We start from the raw sequence: 23,250 nt of genomic DNA, 5'->3' as shown, positions 1-23,250 counted from the left end.
TCCATCAATTTACAATATCCGACACAAAAATACTATATTCTATGTAAGGTCATAGGCTTAACGATACGCTATAATCGTAGCAGTGAGAGCGATTGTCTCCGAAAACATATTTTGTCAAGGTTGGTGCAAAGAATGAAATTGGCAACTAAATTAACTTGGATGATGTTCATCGTGTTACTTCTTGTTGGATCATCCATCGGGTTCTTCGGATACCGTACTGCGTATAAGCAAGTAGATGAAGCAGCAGGTATCGAATTGGTAGGATGCGCCAATATTACAACCGGGCTGATTGACCCATCAGATATTACCGCGCTAATTGCAGGAGATCAAAGCAAATTGGAGGCTGTCGAAGACCGGATCGGTTGGATTGTGGCACATAAGGCTATTTTTAAAGAGGCGTTCATTTTATCGCTAGACGGAAAGATCCTCGCCGCAGATTCAAGCTTCAAAGCAAGAGGTTATAAAGCAGGCGACACTTTTTATTTCTCAGATGAAGAGAAGCAATTGATCACTACATCTAAGCATTCCGCCTACTCCAAGGTTTATACATACGAAGGTACCTCACTTAAGACGGGTTACGGCCCCATCTATCAGGATCATGATCCGTCCAAGCCTATAGTCGCTCTAATGGCTATTAACTTCGATGGCCCATTAATTCAAGAACGGACCCGAGACATCATTGTTCAGCCTTTTATTATCGGGACTTCCATTCTAGTTATTGCTATTGTGGCAGCATATCTCTTAATCCGCCGAATGGTAAGTCCACTAACGAAGCTATCCAGAGGCGTAAATCTTGTTGCACAGGGTGATCTTACTCATGATCCTATTTCATTCAACAGCAAGGATGAGATTGGTACACTAGCTCGAAATTTCAACGGCATGACGCAGAGCTTGCGCATGCTCATTACCGAAGTTAATGAAACCTCCATGCAGGTGGCGTCTTCATCCGAAGAGCTCTCTGCCAGTGCACAGGAAACTAACCGTGCTGGTGAGTACAGTGTCAACGTTTCGATTGAACTTGCCGATGGAGCTAATACACAATTGCAAAATTTGGAGGGTGGATATAAGTCTGTACAAGACTTGTCACACTTCATTACAGAGATTGCAGGAAATGCTGATAACGCAATGAATAATGCTACCAGTAACGCCGAAAAGGCTCGTACAGGTCGAGAAGCAATGGACTCTACTACACAACAGATGAGCATCGTCAGTGACAGCATCACTGATTTAGCTGTCATTATTGAGACCTTGGGCGGCTACTCCAAGGAAATTGAGAATATTGTGGGCACGATTGCGAGCATCGCAGAAGAAACCAATCTGCTGTCGCTGAATGCAGCCATTGAAGCTGCAAGAGCCGGAGAAGAGGGAAGAGGCTTTGCGGTAGTTGCACAATCCGTACGCAAGCTTGCCGAGCGATCCGCCCAATCTGCTGCTCAAATCGGACAACTCGTAAGCATCATCGTAAGTCAGATGGACCAAGCAGGAGAAACCATGAAGCGCTCTACAGAAGAGATGGATCAAGGCCGGGAATTAATCGTAACAGCAGGTCAATCCTTCTCCGAGATTGAGATGTCTGTCTCTGGGATGGCTTCACAAAGTCAGCAAATTTCCGGAACAGTCCGCGAGCTAGCCTCCATCTCCGATGGTCTCGTTACTACTCTACAGAATATTGTAGACGTCGCTAATCAGACAGCAAGCGGTGCGGAAACATTATCCGCCTCCTCACAAGAGCAGCTTGCAGCCATGGAAGAAGTGGAGTCAGCCGCAGGTTTCCTGTCCTCGCTAGCTGAGAAGCTACAGATTCTAATTGAACGTTTCAAAGTATAATTCTTCTTATTCATGTAAGTTCTTAAACTTAAAGGGGCTAGCGACCAAGCAGAGAAATTCTGCTTGGTCGCTAGCCCCTCTTCTATGTATTGAGATCACGACGCTGCCGTATTCGCTATAAACCACTCACCCAGCTCATGTACAGGCATCGGCCGACCGTAATAATAACCCTGCATGACTCTACAACCCAGTGATTTCAGCAATTCAATTTGCTCTGGTGTCTCCACACCTTCCGCCACGACTTCCATATTAAGATGAGTCGCAATCGCAATAATATTGCTGATAATAGCTTTCTTGGAGTGCATCTTGCTGTTACGAATAAATACTTGGTCAATCTTGAGTGTGTTCACTGGGATTTCATCCAAATTACCAAGGGAGGAGAAGCCTGTCCCAAAGTCATCCAACGATACTCTTACCCCAAGCAATCGAAGTCTAGACAGCTGTGCAACCGTCTCTTTCATGTTATGCATCGCAATGGACTCTGTAATCTCCAGTTCGAGAAAGCGTGGCTCTAATTCTGCACATGTGAGTGCTTCCGCTACAACATCGTATAGACTCCCATCCTCAAACATCCGTGCGGACATATTAATTGAGACCGGTACGTTAGCTATCTCTTCCTTATGCCAGAACCTGTTCTGGCTACACACATCATGTAGCATCCAATAGGTAATCGGAACGATCAGTCCGGTCTCCTCTGCAATAGGAATGAATTCCGCTGGCGAAATGATCCCATGCTCTGGGTGTCTCCAGCGCAGCAGCGCTTCAAGACCCACCGTAACATTCATATATGAATCCCATTTCGGCTGATACACAACCATAAACTCAGAACGAGCCAAAGCTTTTCGAAGATCCTTCTCTAGCGACATCCGCCGTAACTGATGGCGATTTACTTCCTGGTCGAACACACTGCATTTATTCTTACCTGAATCCTTAGAGGTATAAAGAGCCGTATCCGCAGCCTTCATTAGCGCTGAGCGATCAGTCCCATGCATAGGAGTCATACTGATTCCAACACTTGCAGTAACATATAGCTCATTGCCCTGAATACGATAGAATTCCTTAAGTTCATGCATAATATGCCCTGCTTCTTCCTGCGCACCCTCCAGCGTGCAATCTGGAAGAGCAATCAGGAATTCGTCACCGCCTAAACGGAATATTTTTCCTTTATCCCCTACAGAACGAATTAATCTAACAGCGACCTCCTGTAGTAGCATATCACCTATATCATGTCCAAGCGTATCATTAATCGACTTAAAGCGATCTAGATCTACAATAAAAACAGCACCAGATCTACTTTCAAAAAATTCATCTTTAAAATAGCGTTCTAGTCCATGTCGATTCGGCAGCTCTGTTAGCGGATCTTGATAAGCCATTCGTTCAAGCACATGGCGATCCAGAAATACGGCGCCAGCAGAAACTGCGAGCATAAGTAGCGCTGCCAGCGAAAATGCCATTAACAGTATAACATCAGTCTCTACAAAAAAAGGTTTGCTTCCAGGTAAGTTGTTATATTCAAAATGACAAGCCTTTACACTTGTGTAATGCAATCCGGTAACTGAAAATCCGATAAACAACGCCGAGTATAGCTTCCATCGCTGAAACCCTGCGCATTCTTTAAACTTTTGAAACATCAATAATCCGATATAAGACGAAACCAAAACCAGAATTACAGCAACGGCTTGAATCCATATATCATAATGAATCCTCGTCGCAATCTTCATAGAAGACATTCCGATATAATGCATAGCCGAAAAGCCGCTTCCCAAGAGAATACCACCTACTACTAAATTCCATATCTTTAACTGAGGAACAGATGTGATCCGGAATGCCAAATAGCAGAATAACACACCAACTAATAGTGATATTATAGATCTGCCTGGATAATAATTGACCTCCGCCGGAAAGCGATTCGCCATTATCCCAACATAATGTATTGCCCATATACCGCAGCCTAACACACAAGCTCCCGAGATCAACCACAGACGTCGGATTTTGCCAGTAGAACGCGAAACTTGCGAAATCAGATTTAGTGCAGAATAAGTAACTGTCGCCGCTAGCACAAATGATAGTAAAACAATCCAAACATTAAAGTGGATTCCCATTTTATCCATTAGTTAACCTCTTCACCGGTTTTGAATCCCGTAATCGCTCAGCGTATTTCTCAAGTAAAAAATCAGTACACGAATATCAGATATGGAAGAGTGCGTAAAGATTATAGGTTATCCATAAAAAGAAACTTTAGATGTATTCTACTCTGTATTCAGAAGATTGTCTAAGTAAATACTGGAATTTATACCCTTTTTTATTACGCGAAAAATGTCCATATTTGACACAATCACTCAACCCGGAAAACTTGAACCATGACCTGTTGATGATACATTTTTTGGAAAGGTAATTCGCCATATCCATAGATTCAAAACTACCAGAACCAACAGGTAGATATAAACTCCACCCATAAACAAAGTGAAGACGTAATGAATACCTGCCATCCCCATCAGCAAAAATAGCAACCCAAAGGAGTTTGCGGTGTAATCCTTCTGTTTAGCTGCCTCATAACGTTCTGAGAAAGGTAGTACCGGAGGATAAGAACGGAAGCAAATGACCGCATAGATCAGCATTGCAAACAGCACGACTACCAAGTCTGGCACAATCCGCAGCCCAAACAACCAAAGATACATTATCGCTTCTATAGCGAATAAAGGTAATAGCAGGCGAACTATCGCTGCCTTAAGCATTCCACGATAGATGGGTGCGGTGTTTGGCAGAGGAATCAGCTTATAAATCCAAGAGCCTTTATAACCCGCAGAGTACCTTAGCATTAGAACAACCGTCTGAAGTAACGTCGCACCGAAATAAATCATCAGGTATGTGTTCGAATCCTTGATAGACGATGCATTTCCATCCCAAAATATCCCAAATATAAAAATGAACGGGAAGACAATGGAATAACCGATTGCCGGATATACCTTTAACTTGAAGTCACGCTCATTCTTCATCATTGACCAGCTAAAACGAAAAAACATGCCCTCTACCGGGTTCTTACAAGTTACTTTCGACAACCAGTCCACCATTCGGGCGTTACTTTTGCCAACGTTCCCTTGCTCTGAAAGCTTCTGTAAGCTCTTTTCGAATAAAGGCATCAGCTTAATATAAGCCACAATCAGCAGAACCGGAATTACTAAAGCTAGCACTGAAAGCACCACGAAGTGTGTATCTCTCGCCCCGCCAATCAACATCTCAAATGGAGCCGCAAACCAAATCGGAGAAATCAAATACTGCCACCACGCCGGCTTAAAAGAGAGGCTCAATTCAGCAATATCGAACAGTCTAACAACGAGCTGATACCCTACTGTAATCCCTATAGTCAAAATGATCTGTACATAATTAATAATATCCTTGAGCTTCTCCCCGTCGAAAAACTTCATGATCAGTAAATAAAGCAGCGCCGTAATGACGAGAATAAAGCAGTCCATCAGAATGATCTCAACAGCATATATTAGAAAAAATAGTACTCCCTGTTTGAACAGGCATAAAATCAGCGAAGGTCCGGTCAAGGTCAGCGTCACTGAAAATAAATAAATGAGAATGTGGATGCTCTTCGCCATGTTCAAGGTACGGCGGTTCACTGGCTTTGAAGCCAGTATGTTTTTGTCCCGAAGATCAAGCATCACGGAAGAGAAATCAGAGATCAGTGTGGTCGTAATCATAAACATCACTACACCAAACACTAGACTCATCTGCAGCATATAGTTCCCCGTTAACATCATAAGAGGAATTAACATGACGCCAAAAAGTAAATAAATCCATTGCACCCGCAGCGGCGAGCCCTCTTTCTTCTCCTCCTTCTTCTGCATTCCAGCGAGCACTGTCGGTGTTCTTCTTCCGTCCATCGTCAGTTTGACCTGCAGAATACTCCGCATCACATCATAATCAACTCCGATTCGGCTAAACCCACCTCGCAGCTTATCCAGAAGCTTCAGCACATAGAAATCAGTCATGAGAAGATACCTCTTGCATGACCGCAACAAATTCCCCAGCAATATCACGGTATTTATCAAATCCAGTTAATTGATTAAAAATATCCTCAAGCGACCCTTCGCGGCCCTTCTCTCTTAGCTCAGCAAAGCTCCCATCCGCCACGATATCTCCACCATCGATCAAAACGATCCGGCTACTGATCTTCTCAACTACATCCATGATGTGTGAAGAATAGAAAATGGTCTTGCCCCTTGCCGCCAAAGATGCAAAAATCTCCTTTACCACCATTACGCTATTGGCATCCAGACCGCTCAACGGTTCATCTAGGAACAGAATATCGGGATCATGAAGCATGCTGGAGATCAGCAGTACCTTTTGTTTCATCCCTTTGGAGAAGGTTGCGATCCGCGAATCATAAGCTTTCTCAAGACCTAGCAAGGCCATTAATTTTCCAGCCTTGTAATCCACATCACTACGCTTCATGCCATACAACTCACCTACAAAAATTAGATACTCCCTAGCGGTGAGGCTATCATATAATTCGGCTACCTCCGGCACATAACCTATTCTTTTTTTGTAAGAAACATCTCCATCAGCAATATCCCTACCGAAAATCTCTACTTTGCCGTTATAGCCTTCTACCAGACCGAGCATAATCTTAACAGTTGTACTCTTTCCTGCCCCGTTAGGGCCGATATAGCCAATAATTTGTCCTCTGTATACCTTAAGGTCAATGCCCTTTAGCACCATTCGGTCCGTGTAGTTCATCCATAAACCAGAAATCGCAATGACTGGATCATCAGCAAGGCCCATATCCTAATCCCCTCTCTAGCGACTAATTGACGATGTTAAAAATTACTATTTCATAAAATTACAATAATTGTATCATTCAACTGAATCCCACTCCATAATTTAACTCACTAATCTTATATCTATGAATGCTAGTGCCCTTTTCAGCACAAAAGGGAGAACCATTGGTTCCCCCTTAGAGTGTAGAGATCTATCCCACACAAATTATTCTGTTTGATCCACTTGATCATATGAAGCTCTGGCCTTTTCAACCCATACATAATTTTGACTCGTCCACCGATTTAACGCTCTCATAGGCTCAAGTAAAGATACCCCTAGGGGTGTTAGAGAATACTCTACGATGGGTGGAACGGAAGGTGTAATCTCACGCTTTACCAACCCATCTCGTTCCAGTTGCCGCAAAGTTTGAGTTAGCATTTTTTTAGAGATGCCTTCGATTCGTCTTCTGATATCACTGTAACGAATGATTCCATCTTCCATGGCATAGATGACCAAAGCTGTCCATTTATTAGAGATAATGTCAAGGACCTTACTGTACCCACAAATCGATAGCGAGATATCAGGCTCTACGGTATTCGTCGAAAATGGATTGTTCATATAAAGTCCTCCCGTGCACTTTTTGGTTCCCTGGACACTATAAAGTGCCTCCTTACTTAAGTGTAATTTATGGATTATTGTATGTCTATGCACTTCAAGAAGGAGAGATTGCACATGAAAGTATACGAAATTCAAAGTCAATTTGGGATCGATCAACTGAAGGTAGCCGAACGTCCAATTCCTAATCCTGGTTCTGGTGAAGTTCGTATAAAAATGCGGGCAGTTTCCCTTAACGCTAGAGATTTAGGTGTCATTGATGGTTTTTATAACCCAATTTTGAACTCTCCTTTAATTCCGGTATCGGACGGTGTTGGTGAAGTTGTTGCTTTAGGTGAGCATACGTCCAGATTCAAGATTGGTGATCGGGTAAGCGGTATTTTTACTCAAAGCTGGATTTCGGGAGAACCTACACAAGAAAATTGGGTGAGCTCACTTGGAAGTCCGCTTGATGGGTTGCTTGCAGAATATGTTGTGCTTCCCGAGGAGGGATTGGTTCGTGTTCCAGATCTATTAACTGATGAAGAAGCGGCAACACTTCCTTGTGCTGGTGTTACAGCCTGGCATGCTATTGTTGAAGAAGGAAAGGTGAAGGCTGGAGAGACTGTAGTGATACAAGGAACGGGTGGAGTTTCACTATTCGCGCTTCAATTTGCCAAGCTTCACGGTGCACAGGTGATCATCACATCAAGCAGCGATGAGAAGCTTAAGCGTGCAAAGGGATTGGGAGCGGATTTCGGTATCAATTATTTAAAGACCCCTGAATGGGATAAGGCTGTTCTTGAGCTGACAGGGGGACGCGGGGCAGACCATATTGTTGATCTCGGTGGATCATCCACATTAAATAAGTCAATCGTGGCGCTGCGGGTGGGTGGAAGGATCAGTCTGGTAGGCGGTCTGTCGGGCTTCCAAGTTGAGGGCTTTGAAATCATCCCTGCAATTCTGAGAAAAGCACGCCTTCAAGCCATCAATGTCGGAAGCCGTGACATGTTTGAGACGATGAACCGTGCGGTTGAACAAAATGGACTTCGCCCTATCATTGACGCTGTATTTCCATTTGAACAATCTGTTGAAGCATTGCAATACTTGGCTAAGGGTACACACTTCGGAAAAATCTGCATTAAGTTTTAACAGTAGAACCCCCCTGTAAAAGAGCAGGGGGGTTCTACTGTTATATTCAGCTACCGCCAATCATTTCGATAATAGATTATAAATGACCTGTGCCGCTTGCGCTCTTGTAGTAACTTCTTTAGGACTCAGCTTGCTATTCGCTCCGGTTACTACACCTCTTTCCACCAGCGCCTGAAGGGCTTCCTGTGCATAGCCAGCAATTTCCCCTGCATCACCAAAATCAGAAAGAGCTACAGCCTTCTTCTCGGATGGCAGTTCACCTAGCGCTACAAGTGAGCGATACAAGAGTGTAAATAGCTCCTGTCTAGTGATCTGAACCTCTGGCTGGAATTGATTATCTCCAGAACCTGTGGCTACCCCAAGGCGCTTAGCAGTCGCGAGATAGTTCGTGTAATACGTATTGCCCGCATCCGCAAAATTATCAGTTGCGGTAGCGTCGGGTGTGATGCCATAAGCATTTAAGAGCAAGACTATGAATTGCCCTCTAGTAATTGCAGCATTCGGACTGTAATGCTCTGCATCCGTACCTGATGTGATACTGCGTGCCGCAAGATAACCTACTGCACTGCTATACCACGAAGTCTCTGAAACATCCGCAAAGCTCACCTTGTTATATCCAATAATATATTGGGAGAAATGTGTGGTAACAAAATCTACGGTTCCCTTGGCAGCGATATAATTCCCGCGTACATTCTCCAAGCTTCCGTTGGTATTGATATGGTATACGATGACCGCATCTTTCTGTTCTCCTGCTTGCAGTGTATACGGCACACTGATATGGATAATGCCCCCACCAAAGGTGGAAATGGTACTCTGACCTGCTTTTACCGACAAATCATAAACCGGTCTGTCCCCGAGAACGGCCTTACCTTCTGCCGTTAACGAAACCTTAGCAATGGTTATGACAATATCCCCTGCATCCGAGGCTGAGCTGATACTTGCCAAAGATTTGGCATCAAGCGTAATCGTACCTACATTCTCATAATGAATGGTAATCTCGGCCTTTGTACCAGAGACCAACTCGTTAATTATGCTTCTCGGTAGCGTAAGCTCGGCTGTTTGGGTTTCAGAAGTAGCTACTACTTTAATTTCAAGTACGGCTTTCTTCCCATCCGCTTCTGCCTTTTTAGCAAGATTCACAAGCTCGGTAGCCGCTTCCTTCGTGATTGTTGCTGTGGTTACTCCTGTGGTTTTATCCGTTTTGGTTGCTGCTGTTGATGATAAATTCACAGTGTTACCGGTTGTTGTTGTAGCAACCAGTTGAGGGCTTGCTGTTGGTGTTGGTGTGGTCGTGCTCGGCGCAGGATTGCTGCCGCCAGGCCCGCTTGTTCCTGGGTCTGAAATAGATACATAAGCAGGGACAATAATATTAGTTACTGGACTCGCCTTATACCCCTCTTTCGCTGCGTATCGAACTTGATACGTACCTGGTATTAGACCTGTAATCTCTTTATCTGGTGCATACACATAATTAGTCACACTGGACAGCTTATATTCTAAGGCTGTTGTGGTTCCTGTGATTTTTCCATCATTGTTCGCTGTAGAGGTAGGAGCTACCCCCTGTAAACCAGATGGCGCTGCTTGCTCTGCAGTGAATACTGGAACAATCACTTCTGCTGCTCTGCCTGCATTAAACCCTTCTTTGGCTGCGTATCTTACCTGATACGTCCCCGGTACCAGTCCAACGATCTCTACATCTGTTGCGTAGACATAATCGGTAACTGTTGATAGCTTATACTCCAACGCTTTCGTAGTCCCTGTGATTTTGCCATCATTATTGGCTGCAGTAGTCGGTGCCACCCCCACTAGCCCTACAGGAGCTGCTTGCTCGCCATAGGCCGGAACTTCAACAGTAGCATCTTTACCTACGCTGTATCCTTCTTTTGCCGCAAATCTTACATTATAAAAGCCCGGAGTAAGACCTGTGATGGCTACGCCTGTTACAGGCTTATAATCAGCTTCTCCAACACCCTTATACTCCTGCCCTTCAGCTGAGCCCGTAATTTGCCCATCATCGTTAGCTTCAGAAGTAGGAGCTACCCCTAATAGACCTGTTGGAGCTGCTTGTTGATGGATATAAGCAGGCACCTCCACACTTACGTCTTCTCCAGCATTATAAGGAATGATCGTTGGTCCCGCTGCGTTCGTTGGACCTTGATATCCTGATGTAGCCGCATATCTTACTTTATAAACACCAGGCGCAAGCCCTGTAATTGCTGATCCTGATACTGGCGTATATGCCGTATCTCCAGCCAGCTTATATTCCAAGGCCGAACTTGTGCCCAAGATTTGCCCATCCTTACTGTATGCTGCGGTTGGTGCAACACCTGTAAGTCCAGCGGGCACAGCTTCCAGTTTAGAGAATAGCTTATCCAGAGCTGTTGTAGTGTTAGTGTATCTGGCTCCGACTGGGTAATTCGCCTGCACGTAATCCGGTTGGATGTTCGTCCAGCTGTACATAAGCTCAATATGCCCTAGAATAGGTGCATTAGTGCCGTCTGCATCTTTGTTATCCTTGTTGTACGTGAACAGATATGGAACCTGAAGTCTATCTCCAATCACAGTGTCTCCAAGCTCATTCACATAACTAATCACAGATGGTTTGGCTGCTGTATTGTTCTCGGTCTTGATATTAGTCAGATAAGTACGGACCAAATCAACATACAACTTCGCATATGGGTGATTGGTTGTTCTAATCTGAAGCTCATTATTATTGTGAGGATTGGCATTGCCCTTGGTGCCGCTGTTGTTGCTTGGTTCAGCAACCGTCACCCCAGAGTCGAGCTTCGTGTCGAAGAAGTAGACCTTATCGATATTATGCTTTTTGGCATACTCATTAATATATTTGATAACCGCTTGCGTGTTGGGGCACCATGATCCACCTAACAAAATCGCATAGTTGCCATCACTCGCCAAAATTTGCTTCAGCTGATGGTAGGTCACATGTTCATACACGAGCGTACCGTCCGATTCGTTGAAGATCGTAGGTTTGCCCTCATTTTCGCCCTCGTAGTTCTTGTTAAATGCAGCCTTGATATAAGCAGATTCATCGATCGTGTTATACCCAGAAGCGGCACTAAGTACCTCTCTTACCGATGCTTTATACGCATTAACCTTCGCAGCATCAAGTGTTCCGTTCGTCAGGAACTCATTCCACGAGTAGCTTTTATCCAGATAGGATACAACAGGAGCGATATTTCCTTGTGCATCCTTGTGATCCTTGTTGTAGACCAACAGGAATGGAGATTCGATCTTATTAGCAGTTACGATATCCCCGTTTTTATCGGTGTAGCTGACATTGCGTTCTGGAACATCCTTCGAGGACAGATTCAAATTCTTTAAATATTTGTTTACCAGGTCAACGTATTTGTAAGCAAATTTATTATTGCTGTCTGCAATCTGGAGCGTGTCACCGTCCAGCTTAGTATCAAAGTTATAAATCGTAGAAATACCATATTCTTTAGCTACTTCATTGATAAAGCCGATATCGGCCTGTGTATTCTCGCTCCAAGCGCCGCCAATCAGAACAGCGTAAGTGCCTTCACTCTCAAAAAGATGAACGATATCCTCATAGGTTGCCGTTTTAAATACATGGTTAGGATCATTCAGACGGTCATAGACATGACTGAAATAATCAAAGTGGCTTACACCACTACTTGAGCCAAAAGAAGTTAGCGCCTCTGCGTTATCCGGATTAGCATAAACTCTTCCTGCCTGAGTAGGCAGAATTAGCAGGGAGGCTGCCAGCAGCAGCGTTAGAATTTTTTTAAAGGTTAATGGTCGTATCATTATGTGCACCTCGCCTTAAATAGGTTTATGTGATGTATGGGCTGAAAGGAATCCTGAATGAGCCTGCCGCTCATCAAGGACAAACCTCTTCCTCAGCGGCTGGTGCCGGTGCGGGTGCCTGAACCGTTTCCGCTGGAGCAGCTGCTGGTGCGCTGACCGTGGATGATGCAGGTGCAGAAGACGATGTCTTCGGTTGGGCAGACTCAACTACCGGAGCGGCTGTCGCTTTAACCACCTCAGTTGTGGAGAAAGTAATGGATTTCGATTTCGAAGGTGCTTCCGTTGCCGTTACTACAGGAGCCGCAGTGGCCTTAGGCTGAGCAGATACGACAGGAGCAGATGTCGGTTGAGCTGCTTTGGCAGTTACGATTGCTTTGGGAGCTGTCGTAGGCGCAGCCGTTGGAACCGGTGTAGCTGTTTGAGTTTGAGTTTGCGTTTTGACAGTCGCAGCTACCGTGGTTGTAGTTGTAGCTACCTTAGCGGTCTCCGCGGCTGGAGCTGCGGTCGCCTTAGGCTGAGTTTCACCCACCGCTGGAGCTGCTGAGGAAACAGTCTTCTCCGCAGAATCAACGGTTGCGTCTGGGGCAGCAGTCGCTTTTGCGGAGACAGTCTCCACTGCTGGAGCTGAAGATTCCGGCTGAACCGTTTCTGTAACAGGAGCCGAAGTAGCTTCTGCCTGAACAACGACTACGGCTGCAGAAGTAGCTACAGGTGCCGCTGCTGCTGAAATGGATACTGCTGTATTACTGCTTGCTTCAATGGATGCTGCCTCTGCTGTCTTTTTATTAGCGGATACTGCGGCATACGTCAGTGCGGAAAAGACGACAGTTGCAGCAACCAAAGATATCGTAAGTTTTTTCATAATGTGTACCATCCTTTTCAAATAAAATAAGACCCAACACGGCACGTATTACGTACCTGTTGAATCTCTGGCTGTCCAGTAGATCCATACCACTTCACTACATTTTTGCACTTTACCTCATTACCTCTCCCTTCTCTAAAATAAAAAAAGAGACTCAACGAGACGCAAAACACGCGTCTTTCGTTGAATCTCCGGCTGTCCAGTCGATTCCAATTGGCTTGTAATTAAGTTCCATATTATTCATGACGATGCGCCTTGTCAATCAATTTTTATTTTTCACATGGTTTTTATCGGGATTGATTATTTTTAACATATTATTACATTGACTTTACTATAAATTGTATATAGATTGATCTCATTAGGATTAATCACATTAAAAAACTAGGTTTAAGGGGGTATTGGTAGTGAACATAGATAACAACTTGTTATCCGCCATCGAAACGAACTGGTATGGATTTGTAGCTTCCATATTTGTTTTTGCAATTTTGTTTCTACTGGCACGTAAACGCATTGGATTTGGTACTCGGGTACTCATCGGACTTGGCATCGGACTTATTGCCGGAATATTCTTTCAATACTTCGATTTAGAGACCAAAGCTATCAGTACGTTCGGCAGCATTTATGTCAGCTTGATTCGCATGCTCGTCATCCCTTTAGTATTCATACTCGTATTAAACAGTATTTCTTCCTTAACTAATCTGGAGTATCTGCGCAAAATAGGGATCAAAACCTTCGCCTGGTTCCTCGGAACGACGGGTATCGCTTCTATTATCGGCCTATCGGTTGCGCTTCTGTTCAATCCTGGTCAAGGGATACAACAGGATGTGCCTGCAGATTTCGCCGCCCGGGAAATCCCGACCTTCTCACAGGTTATTCTGGATCTTGTGCCATCTAACCCTGTGAATGAAGCAGCTACCGGTAAGGTTGTGCCTCTGCTCATTTTCGCTATCTTCCTAGCAGTAGCTATAATCAAAATTGGCTCCAAGAAACCTGAAGCCGTGAAACCTGTACGTGATCTTATTGAATCCCTGACACTGATACTGCATCAGGTCGTGAAATTCATTATTCGCTTGACGCCTTACGGTGTCTTCGCACTGATTGCAGGAATTACCGCACATTATGGCTGGGAAACGTTGCAGGAGCTGGGCAGCGTAATCATTACCTCATATGTCGCAATGATTATACATTTTGTTCTTATCTTTGGCGGGTTGGTTCTATTAGTAGCGAAGGTGAATCCAATCCGTTTCTTCCGCAAAATCTATCCAACCATTACCGTTGCCTTCACGACTAGAAGCAGCTACGCAACACTTCCTGTCAATCTTGAAGTGATTACGAAGCGCCTTCATGTCTCCCCGCGGATCGCGAGCTTTATTGCGCCGTTAGGAGCATCGGTCAACTTTAATGCGTGCGGTGGCATTTGGCCGGCGATTGTGGCTGTGTTTACCGCCCAAGTATTCGGTATTGATCTGAACTGGACTGACTACATTACGCTGGTCTTAGTAAGTATTATCTCTTCTATTGGTGTAGCTGGCGTACCTGGACCAGCCGTGATCTCCACTACGGTAGTCTTAACCGCTCTTGGTCTGCCGCTTGAAGGAATCGCTATCGTTGCAGGTGTAGAAGCGCTCATCGATATGGGTCGTACCGCTGTAAATGCAACAGGAACAGCTGTAACCGCGTTGTTGGTCGCGAATTCAGAAGGTGAATTTGACCGCGAAGCCTTTAATAGCAATGATGACGAAGATGATATTCTCTTGAGCACAGTTTAAAATCCGAACATGCAAACAAAAAAACCTCCGGCAGCTGCTTATAGCAGCAAGCCGGAGGTTTTTTTGTAGATTCATATTAGATTCAGCTATTACAGCATGCTAATTCTTTGCCGTTGTTTAGCTGAAGCAAGGCAGGTTTCAACCAGCCGCATACTTAGCACCGGATCCTCCGGTGCAATGAGTCTCTTACCTGTGAACACAGCGGCTGCAAAATCATTCACCTGCCGAATGTATGGATTAGCCCCTGTGGCATCGACCCGTCTCACTTCATCACCAGTGTACACAAAGAATTCTGCATCCTCGTCTCTAGCGTTGAAAGGCATAGGCACCTCAATTCGTCCCTCGGTCCCAAGAATCTCTAAGAGCTGGCGGTTATATGCCCACATTCCGCAATCAAAGATCAAGCTTAAACCATTTGGAAACTCCACCAGCCCTGAAGCCATCATATCTACATTATCATGCTCAGGGGAGAACTTCGCATGCACGGTCACAGCTTCCGGCTCCGTCCCAAACAACAGTCGTGCCGCACTTAACGGATAGCAGCCAACATCATAAAGCGAGCCGCCACCCCAAGCCGATTTAAAACGAATATTTGAAGTGTCTGTAGCATCATTGTAAGTAAATGTACCTCGAATCGAGCGTAATTCTCCGATTTCACCGCTAGCGATAATGTCCTGGAGTTCAGCAATCCGTGGATGATGCCGATACATGTACGCTTCTGCTAAGTGAACGCCTGCATCGTTGCATGCTTTCACCATCTCTGCAGCCTCTGCACTGTTCAGTGCGATCGGTTTCTCACATAACACATGCTTACCTGCTTCTGCCGCACGGATCACCCATTCTCGATGAAGATGATTAGGGAGCGGAACATACACCGCATCGATTTCTTTATCCGCAAGTAACTCTTCATAACTGCCATATGCTTTCTCTATTCCGAACTCTGCGGCTACAGCGCTGCTTTTTTCCAAGCCACGACTCGCTACCGCTGTAATCACTCCCGAATCTGAATTCATGATAGCTGGCATCACTGAACCAGTCGCAATCTGCGCACAGCCTATGATTCCCCACCGAAGTTTTTGTACCATAATGGCTACACCTCTTCCCTTGGATTAGTTACTATACTTTAAGACACCTTATCATAGAATGAAACTCATCACTAATAGAAAAGTACAGTCAGAGCGCAAAAAGCAGCACCCAAAGGAGATTCGACTCCGATAGATACTGCTTTTTAATCCAGTGGAAAAATTACATTATCATGTTTAACAGCACAGCCGCACCAAGCACAGCAATACGGGCCGCATTCATCAACACGAAATTTTTGACGGCAAGAATAAAGGTACTCGCCTTCTCCTGCTTCTGTTTGAACAAATCGATATTTCGGTGCAATGGGATCAGTGTAAGTAGAATCGCCAAGACAAGAATAGGGTTAATCCCCAAGATCAGCAGCACTACAAGATCCAGATAAGAGACATAGTATAGAGATTTAAACAGCACAAGCGCATTACGTCGGCCAATGTAGACCGGAAGCGTGTACCTGCGGTTCTCCACATCTTCATCAATATCACAAATATTATTAGCGAGCATAATCCCTGCAATCCCCAAAATGGCAGGAACAGAGAACCAGAACAGGTACAGCACTTCCATAATATTGATATTCAAGCTGACCCAACCGTTCTGAAGCAACAGCGATACCACATGCTCGTCCGTATGAATATAGGCAGAAATAAAAATAATGACAAAGCCCATAAACAAACCCGAGAACAACTCACCTAACGGCATCCGCGAAATCGGGATCGGCCCGAACGAATAAAGGATCCCTATCAAGAACGACAGCCCACCCAGCAAAAAGACCAGTAAACCCGTCTGCGTAACAAGCGCAATCCCGCCCCCTGCAGCCAAAGCCAGCAAAATAACAATCGTCGCCACGACGGTGCTCTCTTTTAGCTTAAAATGCACAATCGCATTATGCGTCTCATAGCCATAGCCGTGAGTTTTGGAAGCTTTTTTGAAATCGTAATAGTTGTTAATCGCCGTCGTTGCCATATCAAAACTAAGCAGGGAAACGAACATCAGACCAAAACGCAACACATAAAAATCCTCAAACCGATACAGGGCATACAGCGTTCCCATCAGAAAGGGGATCATACTGGCTACTTTTGTCGGCAGCTCCACAAATCTTAGAAAGCTTTTAATATTCACACCATACACCCTTATTTATCAATTGAGCCTGCAAGGTATTACTGTTCAGTCGCTGTAATCTTCACTGGGGACCATTCTGCAATAACTGTTTGTCCATGCACAGACACACTGCCTTCAGGACTCAGATCCTTCTCAGTCATAATTCCGAGCGCCACTGTAAAGTTATTGAATTTAATCGGAATATTTTTCTCACGACGCACTTCTTTGCCATTCAAATAGAATACAGCCTCATCGTTGCCACGGTGGTACGTTATGCGGTAGGTATTAAATTCACGTGGTTTGAAATCCGTATCTTCTTTAAAGATGCAGAAATATTTCGTTCCTTTGCTCTCTGGTACTTGTACCCCCGGGAACGGCAAAATACCATATACACTAGCATATTTATCATTTCCCGCAAAAAAGTCTAGCGCCGCACCTGTCGTAAAATCAAGCAAGTTCAGCGATACATAACCATCATACAAATCTCCAGGTGCTGTTCCTTGTGTACGGCTACGAATTTGCAGCTCAAAGCTAATCTCTCCAGCCTCAGGAATTACCACTGGCTCCGCGGAGTAATACATATGCTTAGCATTGTCTAGAATTTGTACTTGATGGTTCTCACGAGATAATTTCGCACGCACATACAGCGTATCATTACGAACGATAACTACTGCTTCCGGTTCACGATAAGCCCAAAAGGATCCATCAGGCAGTGTAAATCCACCTGTCTTCCAGACCTTTCCTTCTTCTAAAATGGAGTGGAAATCTCCAAGCACCATTTGATTGCCTTTAACATTTTGTTCTTCCTTCAACAGTTCCTTGTCCTTCTTTTCCATGAAAGCTCACTCCTTCTGTATGGTAATTATTAGTACAAGCAAAAACGCCTTCAGCGTCCCTAATGGACGGTAAGCGTTTATGCGAGAAATATAAGGATAATGTATAGCGTGAAACCTATATATTATCCTTATATTTTCAGAATAATCCTTGAATTAGTAAGGTTGCTGCCATCACTACTCCGCAACGAACGGAGGCTTTTTGTGAAGCACCCATGAGCGGGATATAGGCTGGTGAAGCATTATGTGGCTTCAGTCCACGATAAATACGAATTGGCCAGAAGGCCGTAACCAAAGCCAATAGTGCATAAACTGGAAGTACGCCCATCAGCACACAGATCACTACAGAAGCATAACCGGTGAAGAGAAGCACACGCGAGAAGACAAGTGCCTTCTGTTCACCCCACACTACAACAAGCGTAAGTTTTCCAGCCTGCTCGTCCGCTTTCCAATGTAAGAAATGATGATTAAACAATAGCAATGTAGTCAAGAATCCAACCGGCAATGAAAGGATGACAGGCTTCATGCTAAAATGACCGGTTTGTACGAAAAAGGAACCTAACACAGGCATGATCCCAAAAGCTATAAAGATAGCCATCTCACTATATCCCTTACCGCGATAGCCATACCGCAGGGGTGGGGCTACATAGAAATAAGCGATTAAAGCACCTACAAGTACAAACCAGAGGATATTCCAACCGCTATATATACTTAGGATTCCACCACAGATAAGGGCAATCGCCAACATACTCCAGGTCATCTTTGCATAAAAAGACTCCGAGAGGATTCCACCTGTCAGTAGCCCGGAGTTTGTGCTGATTTCACCAGCGGAATTCTTCGCCTCTGTATCTGTTCCGTTGCGATAATCCCACAGATCATTCACCATATTGGAAAACAGATGCGCCGAAATCGCTCCTATTAAGGTTAGAATAAATAAGACCGGATGGAATGACCTTTCCCATACATATGCCCCAACTGTACCTAAAACAATCGGGATAAGCATAACTGAAAAACTCCAAAACCGGGTCGCCTTCGTAAATAATGTCCATTTGCTCACTTCAAGCTTACCGCCTTTTCATTATGACTTGATAATAATTATCACTGACTATTATACATCAATTTTCAACAGATTGTGAAGATTATCACTGCATATAATGTCTAATCTTGACATAATACCTCGGTTTGTTTGGCTAAAAGGTTTCTTCATTGAAGCTAAAAATGTAAATAACCTCTTATTGGACATAAGGCCACCCTTTTACAACAAAAAATGAGCGCTGTTTTATAGGCAAGCACATACCAATATGATATGATAGGCAAGCCTATGAACAGCGCTCCTTGAGTGCTGTTTTTAAGAGCGTAAAACTATATATAATAATGGAGGCTTTTACTGTCATGTCAGCGCAATCCCCTAACACCCAATCTGTCAAAATCGTCACCGCAGACCCTAGCGCCATCGGGCTATTCGGACTGGCTATTGTCACATTGGTTGCTTCTTCACAGAAGCTTGAGTTTACAACAGGACTTAGCTACGTCATTCCTTGGGCTATCTTCCTGGGAGCATTTGCTCAACTATTTGCCGCAATTCAAGATGCTAAGCACAACAACACCTTTGGTATGACTGCCTTTGGCGCCTACGCTTTCTTTTGGTTCGGCATGGCTAGCAGCTGGCTGATCAAGCTCGGCGTATTCGGCCCAACACTTGCAGAGGCTGTAGATCCTAAGCAGCTCGGATTTGTATTTCTGGGTTACTTGATCTTTACAATCTTTATGACCATTGGCGCAGTTGAGGCTAATAGAGTTTTGCTTATCATTTTTGTATTGATAGATTTCCTTTTTATTGGACTAACCTTCGATTCCTTTGGTATCGCTCCAGAATTCTTCCATAAGCTTGCTGCTTGTGCCGAACTTGGAATTGGTATCGTATCCTTATACGGATGTGGCGCTTCTGTGCTAAACGCTCATTTCGGACGCACTTTCTTACCGATCGGAGCTCCGCTAGGTATTTTCAAGAAATAGTAACTCACCTTTTTTGAATCCTAACTTTTGCAAGCCGAAAGGATGCCTGAGACCATGCATGTCCTATCCTCTTCTGAATTAGCCGTTACCGCTATATTTGCGCTTATTCTCGCAGTTATTGCCTATTTGATCATTCGGAATATCCCAAAGATGTCTGGAGATATTGCGGCTTTTCGCAAAAGAACACTGGTCTGGACCCAGGTTTCGCTTGTACTAACGGTACTTCAGCTGAACTTCAAAGCAGGCGACTGGCGATTTTCTATCGTTCTTGGACTCATCGTATTATTTACCGGAAGCATTTGGCTTTCCGCCCGTTACCATGACATCCGCAGCACCTTAGATCCAGAATCCAAAGATTCTGAAGTACATTAGTAGAAGCTAGGTAACAAAATAAAGGTGATGAAGCTCCCGTAAGGGGGCTTTTTTTGTGAATTCGGAAGGTCCCTTCGCATACTTCTCCCCTCCATAACCATACTAATGACATTCCAAGCTAACACGTCTTCGGCGTCCTCTTAAGGACGCTAAACGTTTATGCGAGAATTATAAGGATAACGTATATCGTGAAACTTATACTTTCTTATAATTCAATATAAGTAACGGGAGGACTATCCAGGTGAGTAAAAAAATAAATCTTCTGATGTTCAGCGGAGAATACGACAAAGCCATGGCGGGATTGATCCTAGCGAATGCCGCGAGAGATATTGATGTAGAGGTTACGATGTTTTTCTCTTTCTGGGGTTTGTTTCTGGTGCGTGATCCGGAGAAGATGACGCTAGAGGATAAAAGTATTTATGAGAAGCTGATGGATGTCATTACGCCAAAGGGCCCTGGGCAGCTGCCACTCTCCCATTTGAATTTCAGCGGGCTGGGCCGGATGATGCTAGAGGAGATGATGGAGGAGCAAGGCGCGCCGAAGCTGATTCATTTTCTAAAAGGGGCTCGTAAAAAAAACATCAAGTTCTATGCCTGTAAGCTCTCCGTCGAAATCATGGGCTTTAAAACAGAAGAACTGCTGCCAGAGGTCGAGATTATCGATGCTGCGGCGTATTTAAGAGATGCTTTGGAGAGTGATGTTCAGCTGTTCATTTAGCGGTTGAAATTAATTAATATAAGAAAACATAAAGCGACATGGGGAATTTCCCATGCCGCTTCGGATTTCAATTGTAAGGATATAAATTATACCGTGATGATTGTCTTGCCCATTGGAATCTTGAAGTGCTTCTCCATTACTTTGATATGAATCAGCTCTTGTGCATCCACGATTAATTGCGTCTTCAAATGATTCACTTCCACGGTAATCGTCGCTTGACGGTAACGCATCGTGAAGGTGTATCCCTTCCATTGCTTCGGCAATGTCGGGTTCAAAGCCAAATGATCATCCTTGATCCTTACACCCGAGAAGCCATTGACGATCGACATCCATGTACCACCCATGTTCGCCATATGCAATCCGTCTTTCGTGTTGCCATGAGTGTTATCCAAATCCATTCGTGCAGTTTCAATGAAATAATCGTACGCCTTGTCCGAGTAACCTAACTTCGAAGCCATGATGCTATAGATCGCGCAGGATAAGGACGAATCATGAGTTGTCAGCTTCTCGTAATAATCGTAGGAGTTCCGCAAGACATCGGTTGAAATGCCATCCTCGAGCAAGAAATGCGCCAGCACCGTATCAGCCTGCTTCAACACCTGATGACGATAGATGTGTAGCGGGTGATAGTGAAGCAACAGTGGGTGTTTTTCTTCCGGTGTGTTCTCGAAATCCCACACCTTCTTCGCTAAGAAAGAATCATCTTGTGCATGAATGTTCAACTTCTCATCGAAAGGCAGATACATCTTCGCAGCCGCTTCTTCAAATGCTGTAATCTCATCTGTTGTTAAGCCAATGCGACTACACAAAGCTTCCCATGCCGCAGGATGAGTTTCTGCCAGCTGCTTATACCACGATGCAGCCCACTCTAGATTATATTTTGCAAGTACATTCGTGTAATAGTTATTGTTTACGATGGCCGTATACTCATCCGGACCTGTTACATCATCAATCTTGAATAGACCTTCATGATAATGACCTAGCTCCATCCAAGTTCTTGCAGTTTCAAATACGACTTCCGCACCGAATTCCGCAATGAAATCTTTATCGCCTGTCGCGAGATAATATTGAATATACGTATAAGCAATATCACCATTAATATGATACTGTGCCGTACCAGCTGGGAAGTACCCCGAGCACTCTTCCCCTGTAATGGTACGCCATGCGTAAGCGGCCCCCTTCTTGTGGCCTAGCTCTAGCGCACGCTTCTTCGCTTCGCCTAGAATCGTATAACGGTAACGAAGCAACTGCTTCGCCAGCTCTGGCTGACAGAGGATGAAGAACGGCAGGATATAGATTTCGGTATCCCAGAAATAATGTCCCTCGTAGCCCTCACCGCTTAAGCCTTTGGCTGCGATGTTACTGTATTTATCTTTGCCCACAGATTGCAGCAACTGATAAACGTTATATCGAAGACCTTGCTCAAGTACCTCATCACCTTGGATCTCGATATTTGCAATTTCCCAAAAATGTTGTAAATATACTTCTTGTGCCATGTAAGCCGCTTGAATCCCTTGCGTTAATACCAAAGCCATCAACTCACGTCCGTGAGCAGCTGGATCTTCGTGTCGACGTGTATCTGTAAATACGTTGAATTTTGTGAATTGAACAATATCCTTACCGGCTGGGAACGCATACCGCACCATTACACTTTTCTCACCCTTGATCAGTTCACTGTTCACCGCAGGCGTTGTCTGATGAACTGTTGTTGCCGCCACTTGTAGCTTCGATGTATTTGTCTCAAGCACGATTTGTAAGGAGGTCTCGTCGAACACCTCGATATTCTTCATATCCAATAGCTTGGCATGACCCGATGCAACACGAGGGTCCTTCGCATTCGTATAGTTACTCACATCGCCATTCACGCCAGAGGTAATCGTCACTTCATCCTGACAATTGATACGAGTTACCTCAATATCTATCGTGAACAATTCGAGTGTTGTCAATGACGCCATGCGTGTGAATGAAATTTCGACCTCTTTACCTTGTGGTGAAATCCAGTGCACGAGCCGTACGTACTTCCCTTCGCGCATATCGAGATAACGCCGCCCAGATACGACCGTTCCTGTGAAAAGACTGAACTTCTCCTCCCCGATATGAATGGTCACATCCTGTACATCCATCACATTCACAAGTTTCTGTTGTGTATCGGGAAAGCCATACGCGCTCTCCCCATATAGCATCGGTGTAATATCATAAAATGCATTTATATATGTTCCACGAACCGTTGGCTCGTCACCTTCATAACCTTCTTCAAAATTACCTCGAACACCTACATAACCATTAGCCACATTAAAAATACTCTCACTAACGCCGAGGTCTTGCATATCCCTATGATTCTCAATAATCCAGCCCGACTTCATATGAAGGCCC

17 protein-coding genes are annotated in these 23,250 nt (G+C 44.5%); 6 read left to right on the top strand and 11 right to left on the bottom strand.

Annotated features, from left to right (window positions below; all coding sequences use genetic code 11):
• Nucleotides 1–132 precede the first annotated feature (132 nt).
• On the top strand, nucleotides 133–1,827 hold the full coding sequence (locus MKX35_RS04945; protein ID WP_076285607.1) for a methyl-accepting chemotaxis protein: 1,695 nt from the start codon (nucleotides 133–135) through the stop codon (nucleotides 1,825–1,827).
• Nucleotides 1,828–1,922: 95 nt separating this feature from the next.
• Here the strand turns inward: MKX35_RS04945 and MKX35_RS04940 are convergent, their stop codons facing one another.
• The 4 genes from MKX35_RS04940 to MKX35_RS04925 all read right to left on the bottom strand — a co-directional run bounded on the left by MKX35_RS04940 (nucleotide 1,923) and on the right by MKX35_RS04925 (nucleotide 7,212).
• On the bottom strand, nucleotides 1,923–3,938 hold the full coding sequence (locus MKX35_RS04940) for a bifunctional diguanylate cyclase/phosphodiesterase (RefSeq protein WP_081382666.1): 2,016 nt from the start codon (nucleotides 3,936–3,938) through the stop codon (nucleotides 1,923–1,925).
• A gap of 228 nt (nucleotides 3,939–4,166) precedes the next feature.
• The gene (locus tag MKX35_RS04935; RefSeq protein ID WP_076297944.1) at nucleotides 4,167–5,825 is read right to left on the bottom strand and encodes a hypothetical protein; all 1,659 of its coding nucleotides are present in this window, start codon (nucleotides 5,823–5,825) and stop codon (nucleotides 4,167–4,169) included.
• On the bottom strand, nucleotides 5,818–6,618 hold the full coding sequence (locus MKX35_RS04930; protein WP_076297945.1) for an ABC transporter ATP-binding protein: 801 nt from the start codon (nucleotides 6,616–6,618) through the stop codon (nucleotides 5,818–5,820). Before MKX35_RS04930 ends, MKX35_RS04935 begins: the two co-directional genes overlap by 8 nt.
• Nucleotides 6,619–6,819: 201 nt before the next feature.
• On the bottom strand, nucleotides 6,820–7,212 hold the full coding sequence (locus tag MKX35_RS04925) for a winged helix-turn-helix transcriptional regulator (RefSeq protein WP_076297946.1): 393 nt from the start codon (nucleotides 7,210–7,212) through the stop codon (nucleotides 6,820–6,822).
• A gap of 114 nt (nucleotides 7,213–7,326) precedes the next feature.
• Between MKX35_RS04925 and MKX35_RS04920 the strand changes: the two genes are divergently transcribed.
• Nucleotides 7,327–8,340 (top strand): zinc-dependent alcohol dehydrogenase family protein, encoded by a 1,014-nt coding sequence (locus MKX35_RS04920; RefSeq protein WP_076285603.1) that lies wholly within the window; start codon nucleotides 7,327–7,329, stop codon nucleotides 8,338–8,340.
• 60 nt (nucleotides 8,341–8,400) lie between these two features.
• On the opposite strand, the gene MKX35_RS04915 is transcribed toward MKX35_RS04920, so the two are convergent.
• The gene (locus MKX35_RS04915; protein ID WP_076285602.1) at nucleotides 8,401–12,129 is read right to left on the bottom strand and encodes an S-layer homology domain-containing protein; all 3,729 of its coding nucleotides are present in this window, start codon (nucleotides 12,127–12,129) and stop codon (nucleotides 8,401–8,403) included.
• Between the two features lie 73 nt (nucleotides 12,130–12,202).
• A complete protein-coding gene (locus MKX35_RS04910) occupies nucleotides 12,203–12,991 on the bottom strand; it encodes a hypothetical protein (protein ID WP_076297947.1) in 789 nt (262 codons plus the stop codon).
• Nucleotides 12,992–13,401: 410 nt separating this feature from the next.
• On the opposite strand from MKX35_RS04910, the gene MKX35_RS04905 reads away from it, so the two are divergent.
• Nucleotides 13,402–14,760 (top strand): dicarboxylate/amino acid:cation symporter, encoded by a 1,359-nt coding sequence (locus MKX35_RS04905; protein ID WP_076298123.1) that lies wholly within the window; start codon nucleotides 13,402–13,404, stop codon nucleotides 14,758–14,760.
• 89 nt (nucleotides 14,761–14,849) lie between these two features.
• Here MKX35_RS04905 and MKX35_RS04900 read toward each other — a convergent pair whose 3' ends face one another.
• From MKX35_RS04900 to MKX35_RS04885, 4 genes are all read right to left on the bottom strand, one after another.
• The gene (locus MKX35_RS04900) at nucleotides 14,850–15,845 is read right to left on the bottom strand and encodes a Gfo/Idh/MocA family protein (protein ID WP_076297948.1); all 996 of its coding nucleotides are present in this window, start codon (nucleotides 15,843–15,845) and stop codon (nucleotides 14,850–14,852) included.
• Between the two features lie 160 nt (nucleotides 15,846–16,005).
• Nucleotides 16,006–16,959 (bottom strand): 1,4-dihydroxy-2-naphthoate polyprenyltransferase, encoded by a 954-nt coding sequence (menA, locus tag MKX35_RS04895; protein WP_076297949.1) that lies wholly within the window; start codon nucleotides 16,957–16,959, stop codon nucleotides 16,006–16,008.
• A 38-nt stretch (nucleotides 16,960–16,997) separates the two neighbouring features.
• Nucleotides 16,998–17,774, bottom strand: coding sequence for a DUF6081 family protein (locus MKX35_RS04890; RefSeq protein WP_076287080.1), 777 nt, complete (start codon nucleotides 17,772–17,774; stop codon nucleotides 16,998–17,000).
• A 136-nt stretch (nucleotides 17,775–17,910) separates the two neighbouring features.
• The gene (locus MKX35_RS04885) at nucleotides 17,911–18,828 is read right to left on the bottom strand and encodes a prenyltransferase (protein WP_231573357.1); all 918 of its coding nucleotides are present in this window, start codon (nucleotides 18,826–18,828) and stop codon (nucleotides 17,911–17,913) included.
• A 335-nt stretch (nucleotides 18,829–19,163) separates the two neighbouring features.
• Between MKX35_RS04885 and MKX35_RS04880 the strand changes: the two genes are divergently transcribed.
• The 3 genes from MKX35_RS04880 (at nucleotide 19,164) to MKX35_RS04870 (ending at nucleotide 20,877) form a co-directional block, all read left to right on the top strand.
• Nucleotides 19,164–19,787, top strand: coding sequence for an acetate uptake transporter (locus MKX35_RS04880; protein WP_042192624.1), 624 nt, complete (start codon nucleotides 19,164–19,166; stop codon nucleotides 19,785–19,787).
• A 54-nt stretch (nucleotides 19,788–19,841) separates the two neighbouring features.
• Nucleotides 19,842–20,159 carry a hypothetical protein gene (locus MKX35_RS04875; protein ID WP_076297950.1) on the top strand — a complete coding sequence of 106 codons (318 nt, stop codon included), beginning with the start codon at nucleotides 19,842–19,844 and terminating at the stop codon, nucleotides 20,157–20,159.
• Between the two features lie 241 nt (nucleotides 20,160–20,400).
• Nucleotides 20,401–20,877 carry a DsrE/DsrF/DrsH-like family protein gene (locus MKX35_RS04870; RefSeq protein WP_042192628.1) on the top strand — a complete coding sequence of 159 codons (477 nt, stop codon included), beginning with the start codon at nucleotides 20,401–20,403 and terminating at the stop codon, nucleotides 20,875–20,877.
• Nucleotides 20,878–20,963: 86 nt separating this feature from the next.
• On the opposite strand, the gene MKX35_RS04865 is transcribed toward MKX35_RS04870, so the two are convergent.
• A complete protein-coding gene (locus MKX35_RS04865; RefSeq protein ID WP_076297951.1) occupies nucleotides 20,964–23,240 on the bottom strand; it encodes a glycoside hydrolase family 65 protein in 2,277 nt (758 codons plus the stop codon).
• Nucleotides 23,241–23,250 lie beyond the last annotated feature (10 nt).

The organism is Paenibacillus sp. FSL R5-0923, assembly GCF_038009145.1.
In the GTDB taxonomy this organism is placed as follows: Bacteria; Bacillota; Bacilli; order Paenibacillales; family Paenibacillaceae; genus Paenibacillus_AQ.
This window is presented reverse-complemented; position numbering and strand designations above follow the sequence as displayed.